The sequence below is a fragment of the Azospirillum himalayense genome (genome assembly GCF_042657465.1).
Lineage (GTDB): Bacteria > Pseudomonadota > Alphaproteobacteria > Azospirillales > Azospirillaceae > Azospirillum > Azospirillum himalayense.
This window is the reverse complement of record NZ_JBHSLC010000115.1, coordinates 67,293-79,411: the sequence shown is the minus strand read 5'-3', so window position 1 is coordinate 79,411 and position 12,119 is coordinate 67,293. Positions and strand designations below refer to the sequence as shown.

Genomic DNA, 12,119 nt, shown 5'->3' with positions numbered 1-12,119 from the left:
GCCTGCTCATGAACGCCGTCTCGTCCCGCCGCATCACCACCGAAGAAGCTCCGTCGTCCGCCCGCGGTCGCAAGGGACCGAACCCCATCGACGTGCATGTCGGCTCCCGTGTCCGCATTCGCCGGACCCTGCTGGGCATGTCCCAGGAGAAGCTGGGCGAGTCCATCGGCCTGACTTTCCAGCAGGTGCAGAAGTACGAGCGCGGCGCCAACCGCATCGGCGCGTCCCGCCTGTTCGATCTGAGCCGCGTGCTGGACGTGCCGGTGTCCTTCTTCTTCGACGACATGCCGGCGGACGTGGCGACGGCCAAGGTGGAGGACGACGCGGACACCAGCGGCCAGGACCTCGGCGCCTTCGAGCCGGACCCGATGGCGAAGCGCGAGACGCTGGAGCTGGTGCGCGCCTACTACCGCATCAACGACCCGTCGGTCCGCAAGCGCATGTTCGAGCTGGTCAAGGCCGTCGGCAAGTCCGGTGCCGAGCAGCCGGCGGCCTGACCGATGGGCTTCTTCAGCAAACAGGAACGCGACCTTCTGGCCGCCCTGTGCCGGGCCTTCCCCGGCTGGTGGGCGACCGACGAGACCGCCGGGGTCTGAGCCCCCTCAACCCGGCGCACCGGGGAGCGCCCTTCCCGTCCCTGCGGGCGCTCCCCGGGACCCTACACCCTCTTCAACCACCCCCTCAGCGCGAGCCCCCCATGAGCAACCCGGTCACCTTCCCCTTCAGCATCGGCGACACCGTGAAGATCAAGGCCAGCGGCGAGACCGGCACGGTGCGCGGTCTCAGCATCGTCGTCAGCGGCGTCACCTCCGCCCTCGTCCACTACAAGGCCGCCGACGGCCGCGCCCAGGAGTGCTGGTGGGAAACCGAGGTTCTCGAAGCCGTCTGATCCAGGCGGCAGCCGAACAGCCCCGTGGACGGTGAAAGCCCGTCGCGGGGCTTAAGGGCGTGAGAGAGCCGCGGCGAGTCAGCCCGCCGGGAAAACTGCGGATCGCGCAGGACCAAGGTGGGCATATGGCCGGCGTCGGCGCGGAGATAGAAGCCGGCTCTCTCGCCCTCACCGCCAGAAAGGAGGCCGAGATGTCCTTATAGCCGCAGCGCCCGCGCCGGGCCGCAACCGGCGCAGCACCAGACGAAGAGATTTTGCCATTCGTGTGAGTGCGATTCGCAGGGCCAGCGGGGCGGTCCCATCCACCGCCCCGCCGGTTGCCGAAAGCAGGGGAAACCGCCTGCTGTCGCCAGCCGAAATCAGGAGATTTCCCCATGGCCTACGCCCCGAAAGACCTCAGCGTCCTGGCCTACACAAACGGCTTCACGCTCTGGCACTACGCGACGCAGCACGACCTCACCCAGGTTGACGAACCCGGCTACTTCGACGGCGCGTCCGACGCGCTGCACATCGGCGACCAGATCACGATCAACGCTGGCGGGCGGAACGCCTTCCGCTTCGTCGAGGCCGTGGATAGCCGCGCGGGCACCGTCTGCATCGGCAAGCCGGAGTGACGGCTATGCTTATGACCGAGGAAGAGGCCCGCAAGAAGTGGTGCCCCTTGGCCCGCGTCTCTTTGCAGGACGGCACTTCCGCCATTGCCCAGATGACCGGTTCTGCCCCGATTCTATTTTCTGGCAACCGCGCTGTGCAAATTTGCGATAGCGGCACCAAACGCGACACAGTCATCGGCAGTCACTGCATTGGGGCTGTCTGCATGGCGTGGCGGTGGTCCGTTGAGCACTGCACGCCGCCCGGCTCCAATGGAATCGGGGAACCTGTCGAGGCACACGCCGTCGGCTTCTGCGGCCACTTCGGCAAGCCGGAGGCCTGACCGATGCGCAAGCCCCCCTCCCCGGCGCAACTCGCCGCCCAGGTCGAGACTTGGAACAGCCAGCACGCCGTCGGCACCAAGGTGGTCGTTCGCCGTGACGACGGCACCAGCAACATCACCATCACGACCAGCGAGGCGTGGGTGCTGAGTGGCCACAGCGCCGTCATCCTGCTCAAGGGCATCTCGGGTTGCTACCTGCTGAACCGGGTGACCGCGATCAGCGCCGACCACACGGTGGAGGCCTGACCGCCATGGCCCAGGTCTCCACCCGCGCCACCTTCTACTGGCTCTGCGCCACGGCACTCCGCCACGGCGGCCCGGTGGCGAGCAGCTACGTCCGGGACAGCCTCCTCCACATGGCCCTGGACGGCGCCGACCCGCTCATTCAGCGGCGAGCGGCGATCACTTTGGGCCTACAGGCGGGGTGACCAGCCATGGACCCGATCGACGAGGCTGAAGCCGCCGACGACATGGCCCACACCCGCAGGCGGGTGAAGGCCCTGGAGCGCTGCAGCTACACCACCGACGCGACGGCGGCGGCCGACCGCTGGGCGGAGCGGGCCGAGCGGTTCCGCAACACGGCCCTGCGGATGGCCTTCATCTGCAAGCTGCTGCGCGCCTACCCGAAGTCCTCGCCGCTCAAAGACCCGGAACTCAACCGATCGTACACGCTCCCCGAAGCGCGGAAGGAACTGCACTTCCAGCACGAGCAGCACGTCCGTGCGCGGGAGCAGGAAGCGAACTGGCGCCGGATGGCCGAACAGGACGCTGAAGCTGAAACCTCCGGCCGCGCGCCGGGAGCCATGGAGAAGAACCATGGGTGAGACTTCCAAAATCGAGTGGACCGACGCGACGTTTAATCCGTGGCGGGGGTGCCGTGCGCTGAGCCCGGCCTGCGACAACTGCTATGCGAAGACGCTGGTTGAGGGCCGGTTGGGCGAGTCCTTCGACGCCCGCACTCGCGCCGCCGAAAGCACCTGGAAGCAGCCGCTCGCCTGGAACCGCAAAGCCGCAAAGCTGGGCATCCGCTACCGGGTGTTCTGCGCCAGCCTCGCCGATGTCTTCGACGCCGAGGTGCCCGACGACTGGCGCGACGATCTTTTCGCGCTGATCGCGGCGACGCCGCACCTCGACTGGCTGCTGCTGACCAAGCGCCCCAAGGTGATGCGGGACTATCTCGGCAAACTGATCGTGCCGCATCCCCTGTGCCAAGGCACAGGGTGCAATTACTGCGGCGATGGTGACGGGCGCGTGATGTGGAAGAGCCATCCGTTTCCGAACGTCTGGCTCGGCACCACAGTCGAGAACCAGGCCATGGCCGACCTGCGCATCCCGCACCTGCTGGAGACGCCCGCTGCCGTGCGGTTCCTGTCCTGCGAACCGCTGCTGGGGCCGTTGAACCTGAACAGCGATCTCGGGGGAACTCGGTGGATCGGCGGGCAGCGCGGGTGTCGCGGCACCCACCAGCACCGCCAGCCGCACGAGGACGGCAGCCCCGGTCACCGGCTTCATCATCACCATGATGAACGCTGCCGGCCTGGGCTGAATTGGGTCATTGCCGGAGGGGAATCCGGCCCGAAGGCGCGGCCCAGCCACCCCGACTGGTTCCGGTCCCTGCGCGACCAGTGCGCCGCCGCTGGGGTGCCCTTTCTGATGAAGCAGTGGGGAGAATGGCTGCCGGGCCAGAATGAGGTCCACCCGAATTGTGATGGCCGCAAGGTCGCACACCATCAGAACGGCACCTGGGGCCTCCTGGGCGGGAAGATTCGCGCTCACAACTATGTAACCTGGGAGCCGAACGGGACGCTGCATCACGGCGACATGCGGCGCAAGCACCACACCGTAGCAGCCTGGGCAACGCGCGTAGGCAAGAAGGCCGCCGGCCGCCTCCTCGACGGCGTGCTGCACGACGCCCTGCCGGAGGTGCGGTCATGATCGGGCGCCCCACCTCCAACCCGTTCGCCGCCGCGAAGCGGAACGCCGCACCGGAGCTGCAGACCTCGTCGCTGGAGCAGGCCTGCACCCACTTCGCCCGCAAGCCGAAGCTGCCGATCGAGGCGCGCGACCGGCTCAAGCTCGCCTACGCCGCTGCCCACGGACGCTTTGCGCCGGGCAACCGCGTCGGGTGGATTCTTCGGAAGGGGAACAGATGATGGCCAAGCGCCTCACCTCCTCCTCGGGCATCTACTGCAACGCCTACCTCGAAATGCGGCGCGAGCTGCGGGATTGCAGCGACGCGGAACTCTGCAAGGCAATCGGCGAAGCACAGGCACTCATTAACGAGACGGAGCCCGTCAACAAGCGAGGGCTTTCGATTCCGACGGCCAGCTGGTGGACCAGCATGGCCCAGATCGATGCCGCGACCGACCTGCTGATGGAGCGTAGCGCCCGCACGGTCGAACCTTCCCCAATCCCTTCCGCGAAGGGTGAATGACCATGCCCTCCACCTACTCCATCGAACCCGCCGACGCGCAGTTCGACACCGCGCTGATCCGGCGCAACGGCGCCTCCCTGCTGATCACTGGCCTGAACTGCGACCACCCCGACGGCCACAACCGCCTTGCCCAGCTGCTGGTCGACATCCTGGCCCGGCCGGAGGTGGATGCGCTGATCGCCGAGGTGCTGGGCGAGGCGGTGCCGGCATGAAGCCCACCATCCCCACCATGCCCGCCCTGAAGTGCCCGGACTGCGGCGCGCCGATGCGGCTGCACCCCACCCCCAGCACCTTCAAGACGCCGAACCCCTTCGTCTACCTGTGCGACCGCCGGGCCGCCGGCTGCGGCGGGCTGATGAGCGCGCACCCGGACGGCACGCCGCAGGGCGCCCCCGTTGCCGCGGATCTGCGCCGCGCCCGCCGGATGACGCATCGGGTTTTCGACCGGCTGTGGCAGACGGCGCCCCACTATTACCCTGTCGCCGAGACCGGCGCCGCCCGCGTGGCCGCCTTCAAGCGCATCCAGGATGCTGCCCGGAACCGGGCCTATGCCTTCGTCGCCGCGCATCTCGGCATGAGCCGGGATGCCTGCCACATCGGCAAGATCACCGACATCGAAACGCTGCGCGCCTTTTACGGCATCGCCCGGCGCGCCACGCCCCTGATCGTTCGCGACTGGTGGAAAAAGCTGCAGGCGGAGGAGGCGCATCTGAAGCCGATCCCGCCTGACGCGCTGCCCGCCCTGGTCGGCCAGCCCATCCGCCTGAAGGGCGCCGGGACTTGGGTCCTCGTTCGGATCAAGGGCGACACGCTGTTCCTGCGCTCCCCCACCAACAACCGCAAGCGGATGGCCTGCGCCAATCAGGCGCTGTACCCGCGCGCGGCCCAGCCCTCCGAGGCCCCATGACCGCCGCCTTGATTTTCGACACCGAAACGACGGACCTGCCGCTCTGGTCCGAGCGCTCGACCCATCCCGACCAGCCCCACATCGTGCAGCTGGCCGCGCTGCTGAGCCGCGCCGACGGCGACGTCTCTGGCAGCATGAACGTCATCGTCCGCCCCTCCGGCTACACCGTCATGCCGCAGAAGGCGTTCGAGAAGCACGGCATCACCTTCGAGCGGGCCATGGACGAAGGAGTCCCCCTCGCCGACGCGCTGGACGAGTTCAACGCGCTGATGGCCCAGACCGATGAGCTGGTGGCCCACAACATCGGCTTCGACGTTCGGCTGATGCGCATCGCGTTCCTGCGCGCCGGGAAGGAACCGGCCCGCGAGAACCTGCCGAAGTTCTGCACGATGACGAAGGCGACCAGTCTGGTCGACCTGCCCCCCACCGCCCGCATGCGGGCCGCCGGATTCAACAAGCCAAAGCCCGCGAGTCTCGCGGAGTGCATCAAGCACTTCTTCGGCGAGGATCTCGACGGGGCGCACGATGCCATGGTCGATGTCCGCGCCTGCGCGCGGGTCTACTGGCACCTGAAGGGGCTGGGCGTGGCTCCGGCCAAGGCTGCCTCGGCCAAAGCCCCGGCGTCGAAGGTCAGCGCCGCAGGCCTCGACCTGACGGGGGTGGTGTGAGATGAGCGCCCCCTTTGAACCGACCATTGTCCGCTCGTCTTCCCTGTCGGGCTATCCGGACTGCCCCCGCCGCAGCGCCGCGAAGCTGTTCCGCCGCGAGGTGCTGGCCGCCGGCTATGAGCTTCGCGAACTCCCGAACGGCATCGGCGCCGCAGTCGGCACCGCGGTTCATGCCGGCGCCGCCGTGATCCTGCTGGAGAAGGCCAAGACGGGCGCCCTGCCGCCGGTCTCGACCGCCACCGACGCGGCCATCGACAGCCTGCGCACCACCGCGGCGAAGGGCATCGGCTACGACCGCGAGACGCCGGCGCTGAACGAAGCCGAGCAGCAGGCCGAACGCATGGTGCGGGTCTACCGCGCCCAGATCGCGCCCGACGTCCAGCCGCTGATCGTCGAGGAGCGGCTGGAGGCGCAGGTGAGCGCCGACATCATCCTGTCCGGCCAGAGCGATGTGATCGCCCGCGAGCCGGGCCGGGTACGCGACCTGAAGACCGGCAAGGCCCGCTCCAACCACAAGCCGCAGCTCGGCAGCTACAGCCTGCTGGCGCGCTCCAACGGAATTGACGTGACCGAGGCCTGCGAGGACTTCATTCAGCGCGCGCCGCTGAAGAAGCCGCAGCCGGACGCGCTGATCATCAAGCACGACCTGGCCGCCGCCGAGACCGCGGCCATCGCCGTGCTTCGTCACATCGAGGACGACTTGAAGTCGTTCCGCCTGGGCAACCCCAGCGTGGGCGTTCTGCCCGGCGACGCCTGGGCTTTCCCCGCCAATCCCAACAGCAAGCTCTGCTCCGCGAAGTGGTGCCCCGCACACGGGACGTCCTTCTGCCGCGAGCATATGAGCGAGGAGTAATTCCCATGGCGCAACAGATCGCTTCCGGGCAACGCCCTCCTCTCGCGGCTCCCGCGGGAAATGAACAGAACACCATCCAGAAGCTTCTCCAGGCCCCGAAGACGGTTCAGCGCTTCCAGCAGCTCGTGCCGCGTCACCTGAACCCGGAACGCATGCTCCGGGTCATGGCCCAGGCGGTTTACAAGACGCCGAAGCTGGCCGAATGCGAGCCCGTCTCGCTGCTTGGCTCCATGATGGCGTGCGCCTCTTTCGGTCTGGAGCCGAACACCCCCCTCGGCCACGCCTACCTGATTCCCTTCGAGAAGAAGCGGAAGCAGGGCAACCAGTGGGTAACGGATCGGGTCGATGTGAATCTCATCATCGGCTACCGGGGCTTCATCGATCTCGCCCGCCGCTCCGGCAATCTCGTGTCGATCCACGCCGATGTCGTTTACGGCGCCTACGCCGACATGCCTGCCGACGAGTTCAGTTTCGAGTACGGCTCGAACATGCATCTCCGGCACGTCCCCATCGGCGACAACCAGGGCCGTCCGCCGATCTGGGCTTATGCCCACGCCAGTCTGAAGGATGGCCAGGCCTTCGAAGTGCTGCCCTATGCCCGCGTGCTCCGAATCCGCGACAACTCGCAGGGTTTCCAGGCCGCTCTCGCCTCCAAGCGCGATGCAGAGCGAAATCCGCAAAGGGACGGCTGGAAGATGCGCTCGTTCGACGCATCGCCGTGGGTGGCTCACGAACACGAAATGTCCGCCAAGACGATGGTTCGGCGCATTTCGAAGGTGTTGCCGATGTCCATCGAGTTCGCCAACGCAGTCCAACTCGACACGATGAGCGACACCGGCGGCGTGAACTACGCCGCCTTCTCCGATGGCGTGGACATGAGCGTGGCTGATGTCTCCTCCGCAGCCATCGAGCACCAGCCCGAAGAAGACCTCAATTCCGCCTTCGCGGCCGACGAGCAGGATGAGCGGGAACCCGCTGAGGTCGAACGCGGCCAACCGGCTGAGGATAAGGCCGCCCCCCGCAGGGCAGCCGCGCCGAAGGACGCCCAGCCCAAGGACGCCTCCAACCTGTTCGACGCCACCTGATCCGGGAGAATCCCATGAAAGCCAACATCCGGGATTTCCAGATGGTCGAACGCGCCGACCTGGAGATCGAAGGCATTACGCTGGTCGCCGGCCGCAACAGCCAGGGCAAGTCCAGCATCGCCAAGGGCCTCGCCGCCGCGCTGACCGGCACCGTCCAGCTCGGCGGTCTGCTGAAGAAGGACGGCGGGAAGCTGGTTCGCGCCGGCTGCTCCACGGCCTATGCGGTGGTTCAGTCCGAGTCCGGCAAGGCCACGGCATCCTGGCCGAAGTGCGAGTTCATCACCGACGGCACTCCGCCGGCCGTCAACGCCCACGCCGCCGGGCTGGAGCATCTGGTGGACATGGCGCCGAAGGATCGCGCCACCTTCCTCGCCAAGGCGCTCCACACCGCGCCCGACAAGGATGACCTGTCGCAGGCCTTCACCGACGCCGGGATACCGGCTCCGGTGGTCGAGAAGGTCTGGTCCGACATCGAAGCCACCGGCTGGGACGGCAAGGCCGCCGACGTTAAGGAGAAGGGCGCCCGGTTCAAGGGCCGGTGGGAGGGCGTGACCGGCGAAAAGTATGGGTCGGAGAAGGCCAAGGGCTGGCTCCCGAAGGACTGGACCGCCGACCTGACCGAGGCCGAACTGGACGACCTGTCGTCGGAGGTCGGCGAGGCTCAGATCGACCTGGAGAAGGCCATCGCCGGCGCCGCGGTTGATCAGTCCGAGATCGACCGCCTCACCGCCGCCTGCGCCGACATCGAGTCCCTGCACAAGGCGTCGATGGATGCGGAGGTCGCCGCATCCCAGGCCGAGGCCGCCTACAAGACCGCCAAGCGGGAACTGGACGATCTGCCCCCGGCCCAGCAGCCGGACGCCCTCGCCTGCCCCTGCTGCAAGGCGGCTCTGCAGGTGAACGGGCACGGCCCGACCATGGAACTGGTCCAGGCCGCCACGCTGTCCGACGCCGAGTTGAAGAAGCGCCAGACGGCCATCAACATTGCCGCAGGCAACGCCTCGCACGCCAAGAAGCAGCTTGACGCCGCCGACCAGACCGCGGCGGACGCCCAGCGTGCGCATCAGACGGCCCACGACGCTTCCCAGCGGCTGGCTGCCCTGAAGGCCAAGGGAGGCACCGGCAGCACTGCCGATGTCCAGGCAGCGCGCGACCGGCTGGCTCTGGCCCAGCGCCGGCACGCCGCGCTGAAGGCGAATCTGGAAGCCCACGAGCTATCCAAGCAGCTGGCCGTGAATGCGATGGTGCAGACCCTGCTTTCGCCGGAAGGCTTGCGCAAGACGAAGCTGCTGAAGGTGCTGGACACCTTCAACGGCGGCCCCCTGGCCGAGCTGTGTGCCGCCGCCGGCTGGCAGCCGGTCCGGATCGAGCCGGATCTGTCCGTCACCTATGGCGGACGGGCCTACCCGCTGTTGTCCGGTCTCGGCCCCCAGCTCTCCAGCGACCAGTTCCGCGTTCGCGCCGTCCTGCAGGTCGCCCTGGCCCAGATGGAGGGGCACCGCCTGGTCATCATCGACGCCGCCGACGTGCTGGATCACTTGGGGCGCGGCGGCCTGATCCAGATGCTGCGCGCCGCCGACGTCTCCGCCGTGGTGTGCATGACTTTCGGCAAGCCCGACCTTGTGCCGGACCTGCAGGCCGCGGGCATGGGCATGTCCTACTGGATCGACGGCGGCATCGCGCGACCGCTGGCCGAGGTGAAGGCCGCCAAGCAGGAGGCCGCATGATGGAAACCACCCCTAGCACCCCCGCGACCGCCGCCCCGGCCGCCGAATGGGCGAAGGTGGAGCTGCTCGGCCACCGGACCCGCTACGGGCTGGCCCGCGAGGTCGAGCGCTTCGGCACCAAGATGCTCCGGATCGACGTGTTCGGCCCGGGGGCCGACACCCCGATCCTGACCGAGTTCTATCCGGGACCGTCCCTCTTCGGCTACCGGCCCTGCACCGAGGAATGCGCCAGGGCCTGGGCCAGCGACCGATGGAACCTGCCGGAGGAGGTCCGCCCGGCCCTGCCCGCTCCCGAGGCGACGGTGATCGACGGCGATGATCCCGACTTCGCCGAAGTCGATGGCGAATGGATCGAACCCGCTCCCAACCACGCCCAGGATTGAAGGTGCCGACAATGATGGACGAACTGACCCACCGCACAGGCATCACCAAGACCGGGCGGTTGATCGAAAGCTCATTCCCGCCGACGCAGCAGCGGCACGCCAACCGCCACCTCCGTGCCTGCGCCACCATGGCCCCGCCGCCCGAAGAGACCACGGTGCCGGAGCAGGAGCATCCCGACGGCCGCGTCGCCTTCCCCACCATCGTGCAGTACCGGCTGAAGCGCTGGGACCCGGCGGTGCAGGCCTACGTGCCGGCCGAGCTGGTCGACCTGCCGCCGACCTTCGGGACGCACCCTGACGAGCATGCCCACGATCTGGCGCGGAAGGCTGGCCAACAGCCGCGCCCGGCCACCCTGCCCTATGTTGCCGTGGTGCACGACCTGGACGCCTACGACTCCCTGAAGGCCACGGGCGTCCTGCATACCGCGCACATGACGGCGCCTAAAGACGAGCGCACGGCGGCGGTCAACCGCGCTGCGCCGGGGGCGTGACGATGGACGGCCTGTTCACCTCCGACATGCTGCCGGTCAGCAGCATTCCCCCTTCGAAGGTCCGGACACGGGCGAAGGCCCGGCGCAACAAGCCGGTCGACCGCTCGACGGAATGGCCGCTCGAAGGCTCCATCAACGTCGTGCTGTTCGCCGGCATGGGCGGCGCCTGCCAGGGCCTTGAGGATGCCGGGTTCCCCGTGCATCTCGCCGTGAACCACGACGAGATCGCCATCGCCGCGCACAAGGCGCTGAACCCGTTCACGAAGCACCTGCAGGCGGACATCTACGAGGTCGACCCGCTGGAAGCGACCGGCGGGCGCCATGTCGGAAACCTCTGGGGGTCCCCGGACTGCACGGACCATAGCGTCGCGAAAGGCGGCGCCCCGCGGTCACCGCGCGTCCGGTCGATGCCCTGGCAGCTCTGCCGCTGGGTGGGCGTGCTGCGCAAGCGCGGCCTCGGCCCCGAGGTCGGATTCCTTGAGAATGTCAGGGAAATTCGGGGCTGGAATCATCTGGTGGCGAAGCGCGACCCGGCCACCGGCCGCGTGCTGAAGCTCGACGGGTCCATCGCCGCGCCGGGCGAGCGGGTGCCCGTCTGGGACCAGCAGCTCGTCCGCAATCCGCGCAAGTTCGGAAAGCCGAAGCGTGACCCGGCGACGGGCCGGCTGCTGGTCAAGGACGGGCGGCACATGGTCAGGGTGGCCGCCGAGGGCGAGCGGGTGCCGGACAGCAAGCGTGTCCGCGACCGCCTCCGGACGGAAGGCCGTCTCTACCGCGCCTGGAAGCTTCACATGGAGCGGCTGGGCGCCGTGTATGAGGACCGGGATCTGTGCTGCGCCGACTATGGCGTCCCGACCAGCCGGAAGCGCCTGTTCGGCGTCCTGCACTTCGACGGTCGAATGCCTGAATGGCCGGAGCAGACCCACGCCAGCCGGAAGGAACTGGTACGGCTGAATGAGGAGCGGGCCGCCGCCGGGCGGGCGCCACTTCAGCCCCACCGCGCCGCCGCGGAGATCATCGACTGGTCGCTCGACCTGCCCAGCATCTTCGACCGTCCGAAGGATCTCGCGCCAGCGACCCAGAAGCGGATCGCCGTGGGCATGCAGCGGTTCGTGCTCAATGCCGCGGAACCCTTCCTGATCCACCTGACCCACGGCGCCCGGCTGCACGACATCGGCGACGCCGGCCCGACGATGACCTGCGCGCACCGCGGCGAGGTCGCCGTCGTCGGGCCGGCCCTGATCCCGACGACGCACAGTAAGAGCCCGGCGCGGGCACACGACGGCGCCGGGGCCACGCCAACGCTGACGGCCGCGGTGAAGGGCGGCGAGTTCGCGGTGATGGGGGCGAGCATCGTCGGCGCCGGCGGCCGGGCCGCCCAGGTCCCGCCGATGGACCCGGCCAAACCGCTGAACGCCTCCACCACGAAGGAGGATCGTTGCATCGTCGCGGCCCATGTCACGACGTTCCGCAACGGCGCGATCGGCCACGGCATGGACGAGTCCACGCGGACCTTCACCGCGCAGCATTCCGACCATCATCCGGGCGGCGCCCCGTCCTTTGGGCTGGTGGCGGCTTCACTGGTCGGCATCGCCCACGGCGACGACGCCCGCAGCGGCAGCCGGGTCTACGACGCCGAGGATGCGATGCGCACGGCGACCGGCAGCAACGACCAAGCCGTGATGGCTGCCCACCTCATCCGCTACCACGGGGAGCGTAGGGAAGGCGAGGTGCGAGGCGTTGTTCCG

Annotated in this window: 19 protein-coding genes; all 19 read left to right on the top strand. The window is 68.4% G+C overall.

The genetic code is table 11. The features are described from left to right. The first annotated feature begins 8 nt into the window (after positions 1–8). Complete coding sequence (locus tag ACFPMG_RS31545; protein ID WP_376999653.1) at positions 9–497, top strand: helix-turn-helix domain-containing protein; 489 nt, start codon at positions 9–11, stop codon at positions 495–497. A gap of 200 nt (positions 498–697) precedes the next feature. Then, positions 698–889 carry a hypothetical protein gene (locus tag ACFPMG_RS31540; RefSeq protein ID WP_376999651.1) on the top strand — a complete coding sequence of 64 codons (192 nt, stop codon included), beginning with the start codon at positions 698–700 and terminating at the stop codon, positions 887–889. A gap of 374 nt (positions 890–1,263) precedes the next feature. Continuing rightward, entirely contained in the window at positions 1,264–1,503 is a 240-nt protein-coding gene (locus ACFPMG_RS31535; RefSeq protein WP_376999650.1) for a hypothetical protein, read from the top strand. Between the two features lie 11 nt (positions 1,504–1,514). Beyond that, positions 1,515–1,823 carry a hypothetical protein gene (locus tag ACFPMG_RS31530; protein WP_376999648.1) on the top strand — a complete coding sequence of 103 codons (309 nt, stop codon included), beginning with the start codon at positions 1,515–1,517 and terminating at the stop codon, positions 1,821–1,823. A gap of 3 nt (positions 1,824–1,826) precedes the next feature. After that, the gene (locus ACFPMG_RS31525) at positions 1,827–2,069 is read left to right on the top strand and encodes a hypothetical protein (protein WP_376999646.1); all 243 of its coding nucleotides are present in this window, start codon (positions 1,827–1,829) and stop codon (positions 2,067–2,069) included. 5 nt (positions 2,070–2,074) lie between these two features. Further along, the gene (locus ACFPMG_RS31520; RefSeq protein WP_376999644.1) at positions 2,075–2,251 is read left to right on the top strand and encodes a hypothetical protein; all 177 of its coding nucleotides are present in this window, start codon (positions 2,075–2,077) and stop codon (positions 2,249–2,251) included. Between the two features lie 6 nt (positions 2,252–2,257). Further along, positions 2,258–2,647, top strand: a complete 390-nt coding sequence (locus ACFPMG_RS31515; protein WP_376999642.1) for a hypothetical protein — start codon at positions 2,258–2,260, stop codon at positions 2,645–2,647. Further along, positions 2,640–3,758: a phage Gp37/Gp68 family protein gene (locus ACFPMG_RS31510; protein WP_376999640.1), complete on the top strand. Its 1,119-nt coding sequence runs from the start codon at positions 2,640–2,642 to the stop codon at positions 3,756–3,758. Before ACFPMG_RS31515 ends, ACFPMG_RS31510 begins: the two co-directional genes overlap by 8 nt. Continuing rightward, the gene (locus ACFPMG_RS31505) at positions 3,755–3,976 is read left to right on the top strand and encodes a hypothetical protein (RefSeq protein ID WP_376999638.1); all 222 of its coding nucleotides are present in this window, start codon (positions 3,755–3,757) and stop codon (positions 3,974–3,976) included. Before ACFPMG_RS31510 ends, ACFPMG_RS31505 begins: the two co-directional genes overlap by 4 nt. Continuing rightward, on the top strand, positions 3,973–4,257 hold the full coding sequence (locus ACFPMG_RS31500; protein ID WP_376999636.1) for a hypothetical protein: 285 nt from the start codon (positions 3,973–3,975) through the stop codon (positions 4,255–4,257). The genes ACFPMG_RS31505 and ACFPMG_RS31500 overlap by 4 nt, the downstream gene beginning before the upstream one ends. Continuing rightward, positions 4,254–4,469, top strand: a complete 216-nt coding sequence (locus ACFPMG_RS31495; RefSeq protein WP_376999634.1) for a hypothetical protein — start codon at positions 4,254–4,256, stop codon at positions 4,467–4,469. Before ACFPMG_RS31500 ends, ACFPMG_RS31495 begins: the two co-directional genes overlap by 4 nt. Then, positions 4,466–5,164: a zinc-finger-containing protein gene (locus ACFPMG_RS31490; protein ID WP_376999632.1), complete on the top strand. Its 699-nt coding sequence runs from the start codon at positions 4,466–4,468 to the stop codon at positions 5,162–5,164. The genes ACFPMG_RS31495 and ACFPMG_RS31490 overlap by 4 nt, the downstream gene beginning before the upstream one ends. Continuing rightward, on the top strand, positions 5,161–5,832 hold the full coding sequence (locus ACFPMG_RS31485) for a 3'-5' exonuclease (RefSeq protein WP_376999630.1): 672 nt from the start codon (positions 5,161–5,163) through the stop codon (positions 5,830–5,832). Before ACFPMG_RS31490 ends, ACFPMG_RS31485 begins: the two co-directional genes overlap by 4 nt. 1 nt (position 5,833) lies before the next feature. Further along, complete coding sequence (locus ACFPMG_RS31480) at positions 5,834–6,685, top strand: PD-(D/E)XK nuclease family protein (RefSeq protein ID WP_376999628.1); 852 nt, start codon at positions 5,834–5,836, stop codon at positions 6,683–6,685. A gap of 5 nt (positions 6,686–6,690) precedes the next feature. After that, positions 6,691–7,770, top strand: coding sequence for a recombinase RecT (locus tag ACFPMG_RS31475; RefSeq protein WP_376999626.1), 1,080 nt, complete (start codon positions 6,691–6,693; stop codon positions 7,768–7,770). A 14-nt stretch (positions 7,771–7,784) separates the two neighbouring features. Continuing rightward, a complete protein-coding gene (locus tag ACFPMG_RS31470; RefSeq protein WP_376999624.1) occupies positions 7,785–9,497 on the top strand; it encodes an SMC family protein in 1,713 nt (570 codons plus the stop codon). Further along, complete coding sequence (locus ACFPMG_RS31465; protein ID WP_376999622.1) at positions 9,494–9,880, top strand: hypothetical protein; 387 nt, start codon at positions 9,494–9,496, stop codon at positions 9,878–9,880. The genes ACFPMG_RS31470 and ACFPMG_RS31465 overlap by 4 nt, the downstream gene beginning before the upstream one ends. A gap of 11 nt (positions 9,881–9,891) precedes the next feature. Beyond that, positions 9,892–10,371, top strand: coding sequence for a hypothetical protein (locus ACFPMG_RS31460; protein ID WP_376999620.1), 480 nt, complete (start codon positions 9,892–9,894; stop codon positions 10,369–10,371). Positions 10,372–10,373: 2 nt separating this feature from the next. Next, a partial coding sequence (locus ACFPMG_RS31455) for a DNA cytosine methyltransferase (RefSeq protein ID WP_376999618.1) occupies positions 10,374–12,119 on the top strand: 1,746 nt, incomplete at its 3' end.

Excerpts from the sequence above, each read along its gene's own strand:
- ACFPMG_RS31480 (WP_376999628.1), top strand. The coding sequence starts at position 5,834 with ATGAGCGCCCCCTTTGAACCGACCATTGTCCGCTCGTCTTCCCTGTCG.
- ACFPMG_RS31470 (WP_376999624.1), top strand. The coding sequence starts at position 7,785 with ATGAAAGCCAACATCCGGGATTTCCAGATGGTCGAACGCGCCGACCTG.
- ACFPMG_RS31515 (WP_376999642.1), top strand. The coding sequence starts at position 2,258 with ATGGACCCGATCGACGAGGCTGAAGCCGCCGACGACATGGCCCACACC.
- ACFPMG_RS31510 (WP_376999640.1), top strand. The coding sequence starts at position 2,640 with ATGGGTGAGACTTCCAAAATCGAGTGGACCGACGCGACGTTTAATCCG.
- ACFPMG_RS31485 (WP_376999630.1), top strand. The coding sequence starts at position 5,161 with ATGACCGCCGCCTTGATTTTCGACACCGAAACGACGGACCTGCCGCTC.
- ACFPMG_RS31460 (WP_376999620.1), top strand. The coding sequence starts at position 9,892 with ATGATGGACGAACTGACCCACCGCACAGGCATCACCAAGACCGGGCGG.
- ACFPMG_RS31475 (WP_376999626.1), top strand. The coding sequence starts at position 6,691 with ATGGCGCAACAGATCGCTTCCGGGCAACGCCCTCCTCTCGCGGCTCCC.
- ACFPMG_RS31500 (WP_376999636.1), top strand. The coding sequence starts at position 3,973 with ATGATGGCCAAGCGCCTCACCTCCTCCTCGGGCATCTACTGCAACGCC.
- ACFPMG_RS31495 (WP_376999634.1), top strand. The coding sequence starts at position 4,254 with ATGACCATGCCCTCCACCTACTCCATCGAACCCGCCGACGCGCAGTTC.
- ACFPMG_RS31525 (WP_376999646.1), top strand. The coding sequence starts at position 1,827 with ATGCGCAAGCCCCCCTCCCCGGCGCAACTCGCCGCCCAGGTCGAGACT.
- ACFPMG_RS31520 (WP_376999644.1), top strand. The coding sequence starts at position 2,075 with ATGGCCCAGGTCTCCACCCGCGCCACCTTCTACTGGCTCTGCGCCACG.
- ACFPMG_RS31505 (WP_376999638.1), top strand. The coding sequence starts at position 3,755 with ATGATCGGGCGCCCCACCTCCAACCCGTTCGCCGCCGCGAAGCGGAAC.
- ACFPMG_RS31545 (WP_376999653.1), top strand. The coding sequence starts at position 9 with ATGAACGCCGTCTCGTCCCGCCGCATCACCACCGAAGAAGCTCCGTCG.
- ACFPMG_RS31530 (WP_376999648.1), top strand. The coding sequence starts at position 1,515 with ATGACCGAGGAAGAGGCCCGCAAGAAGTGGTGCCCCTTGGCCCGCGTC.
- ACFPMG_RS31535 (WP_376999650.1), top strand. The coding sequence starts at position 1,264 with ATGGCCTACGCCCCGAAAGACCTCAGCGTCCTGGCCTACACAAACGGC.
- ACFPMG_RS31465 (WP_376999622.1), top strand. The coding sequence starts at position 9,494 with ATGATGGAAACCACCCCTAGCACCCCCGCGACCGCCGCCCCGGCCGCC.
- ACFPMG_RS31540 (WP_376999651.1), top strand. The coding sequence starts at position 698 with ATGAGCAACCCGGTCACCTTCCCCTTCAGCATCGGCGACACCGTGAAG.
- ACFPMG_RS31490 (WP_376999632.1), top strand. The coding sequence starts at position 4,466 with ATGAAGCCCACCATCCCCACCATGCCCGCCCTGAAGTGCCCGGACTGC.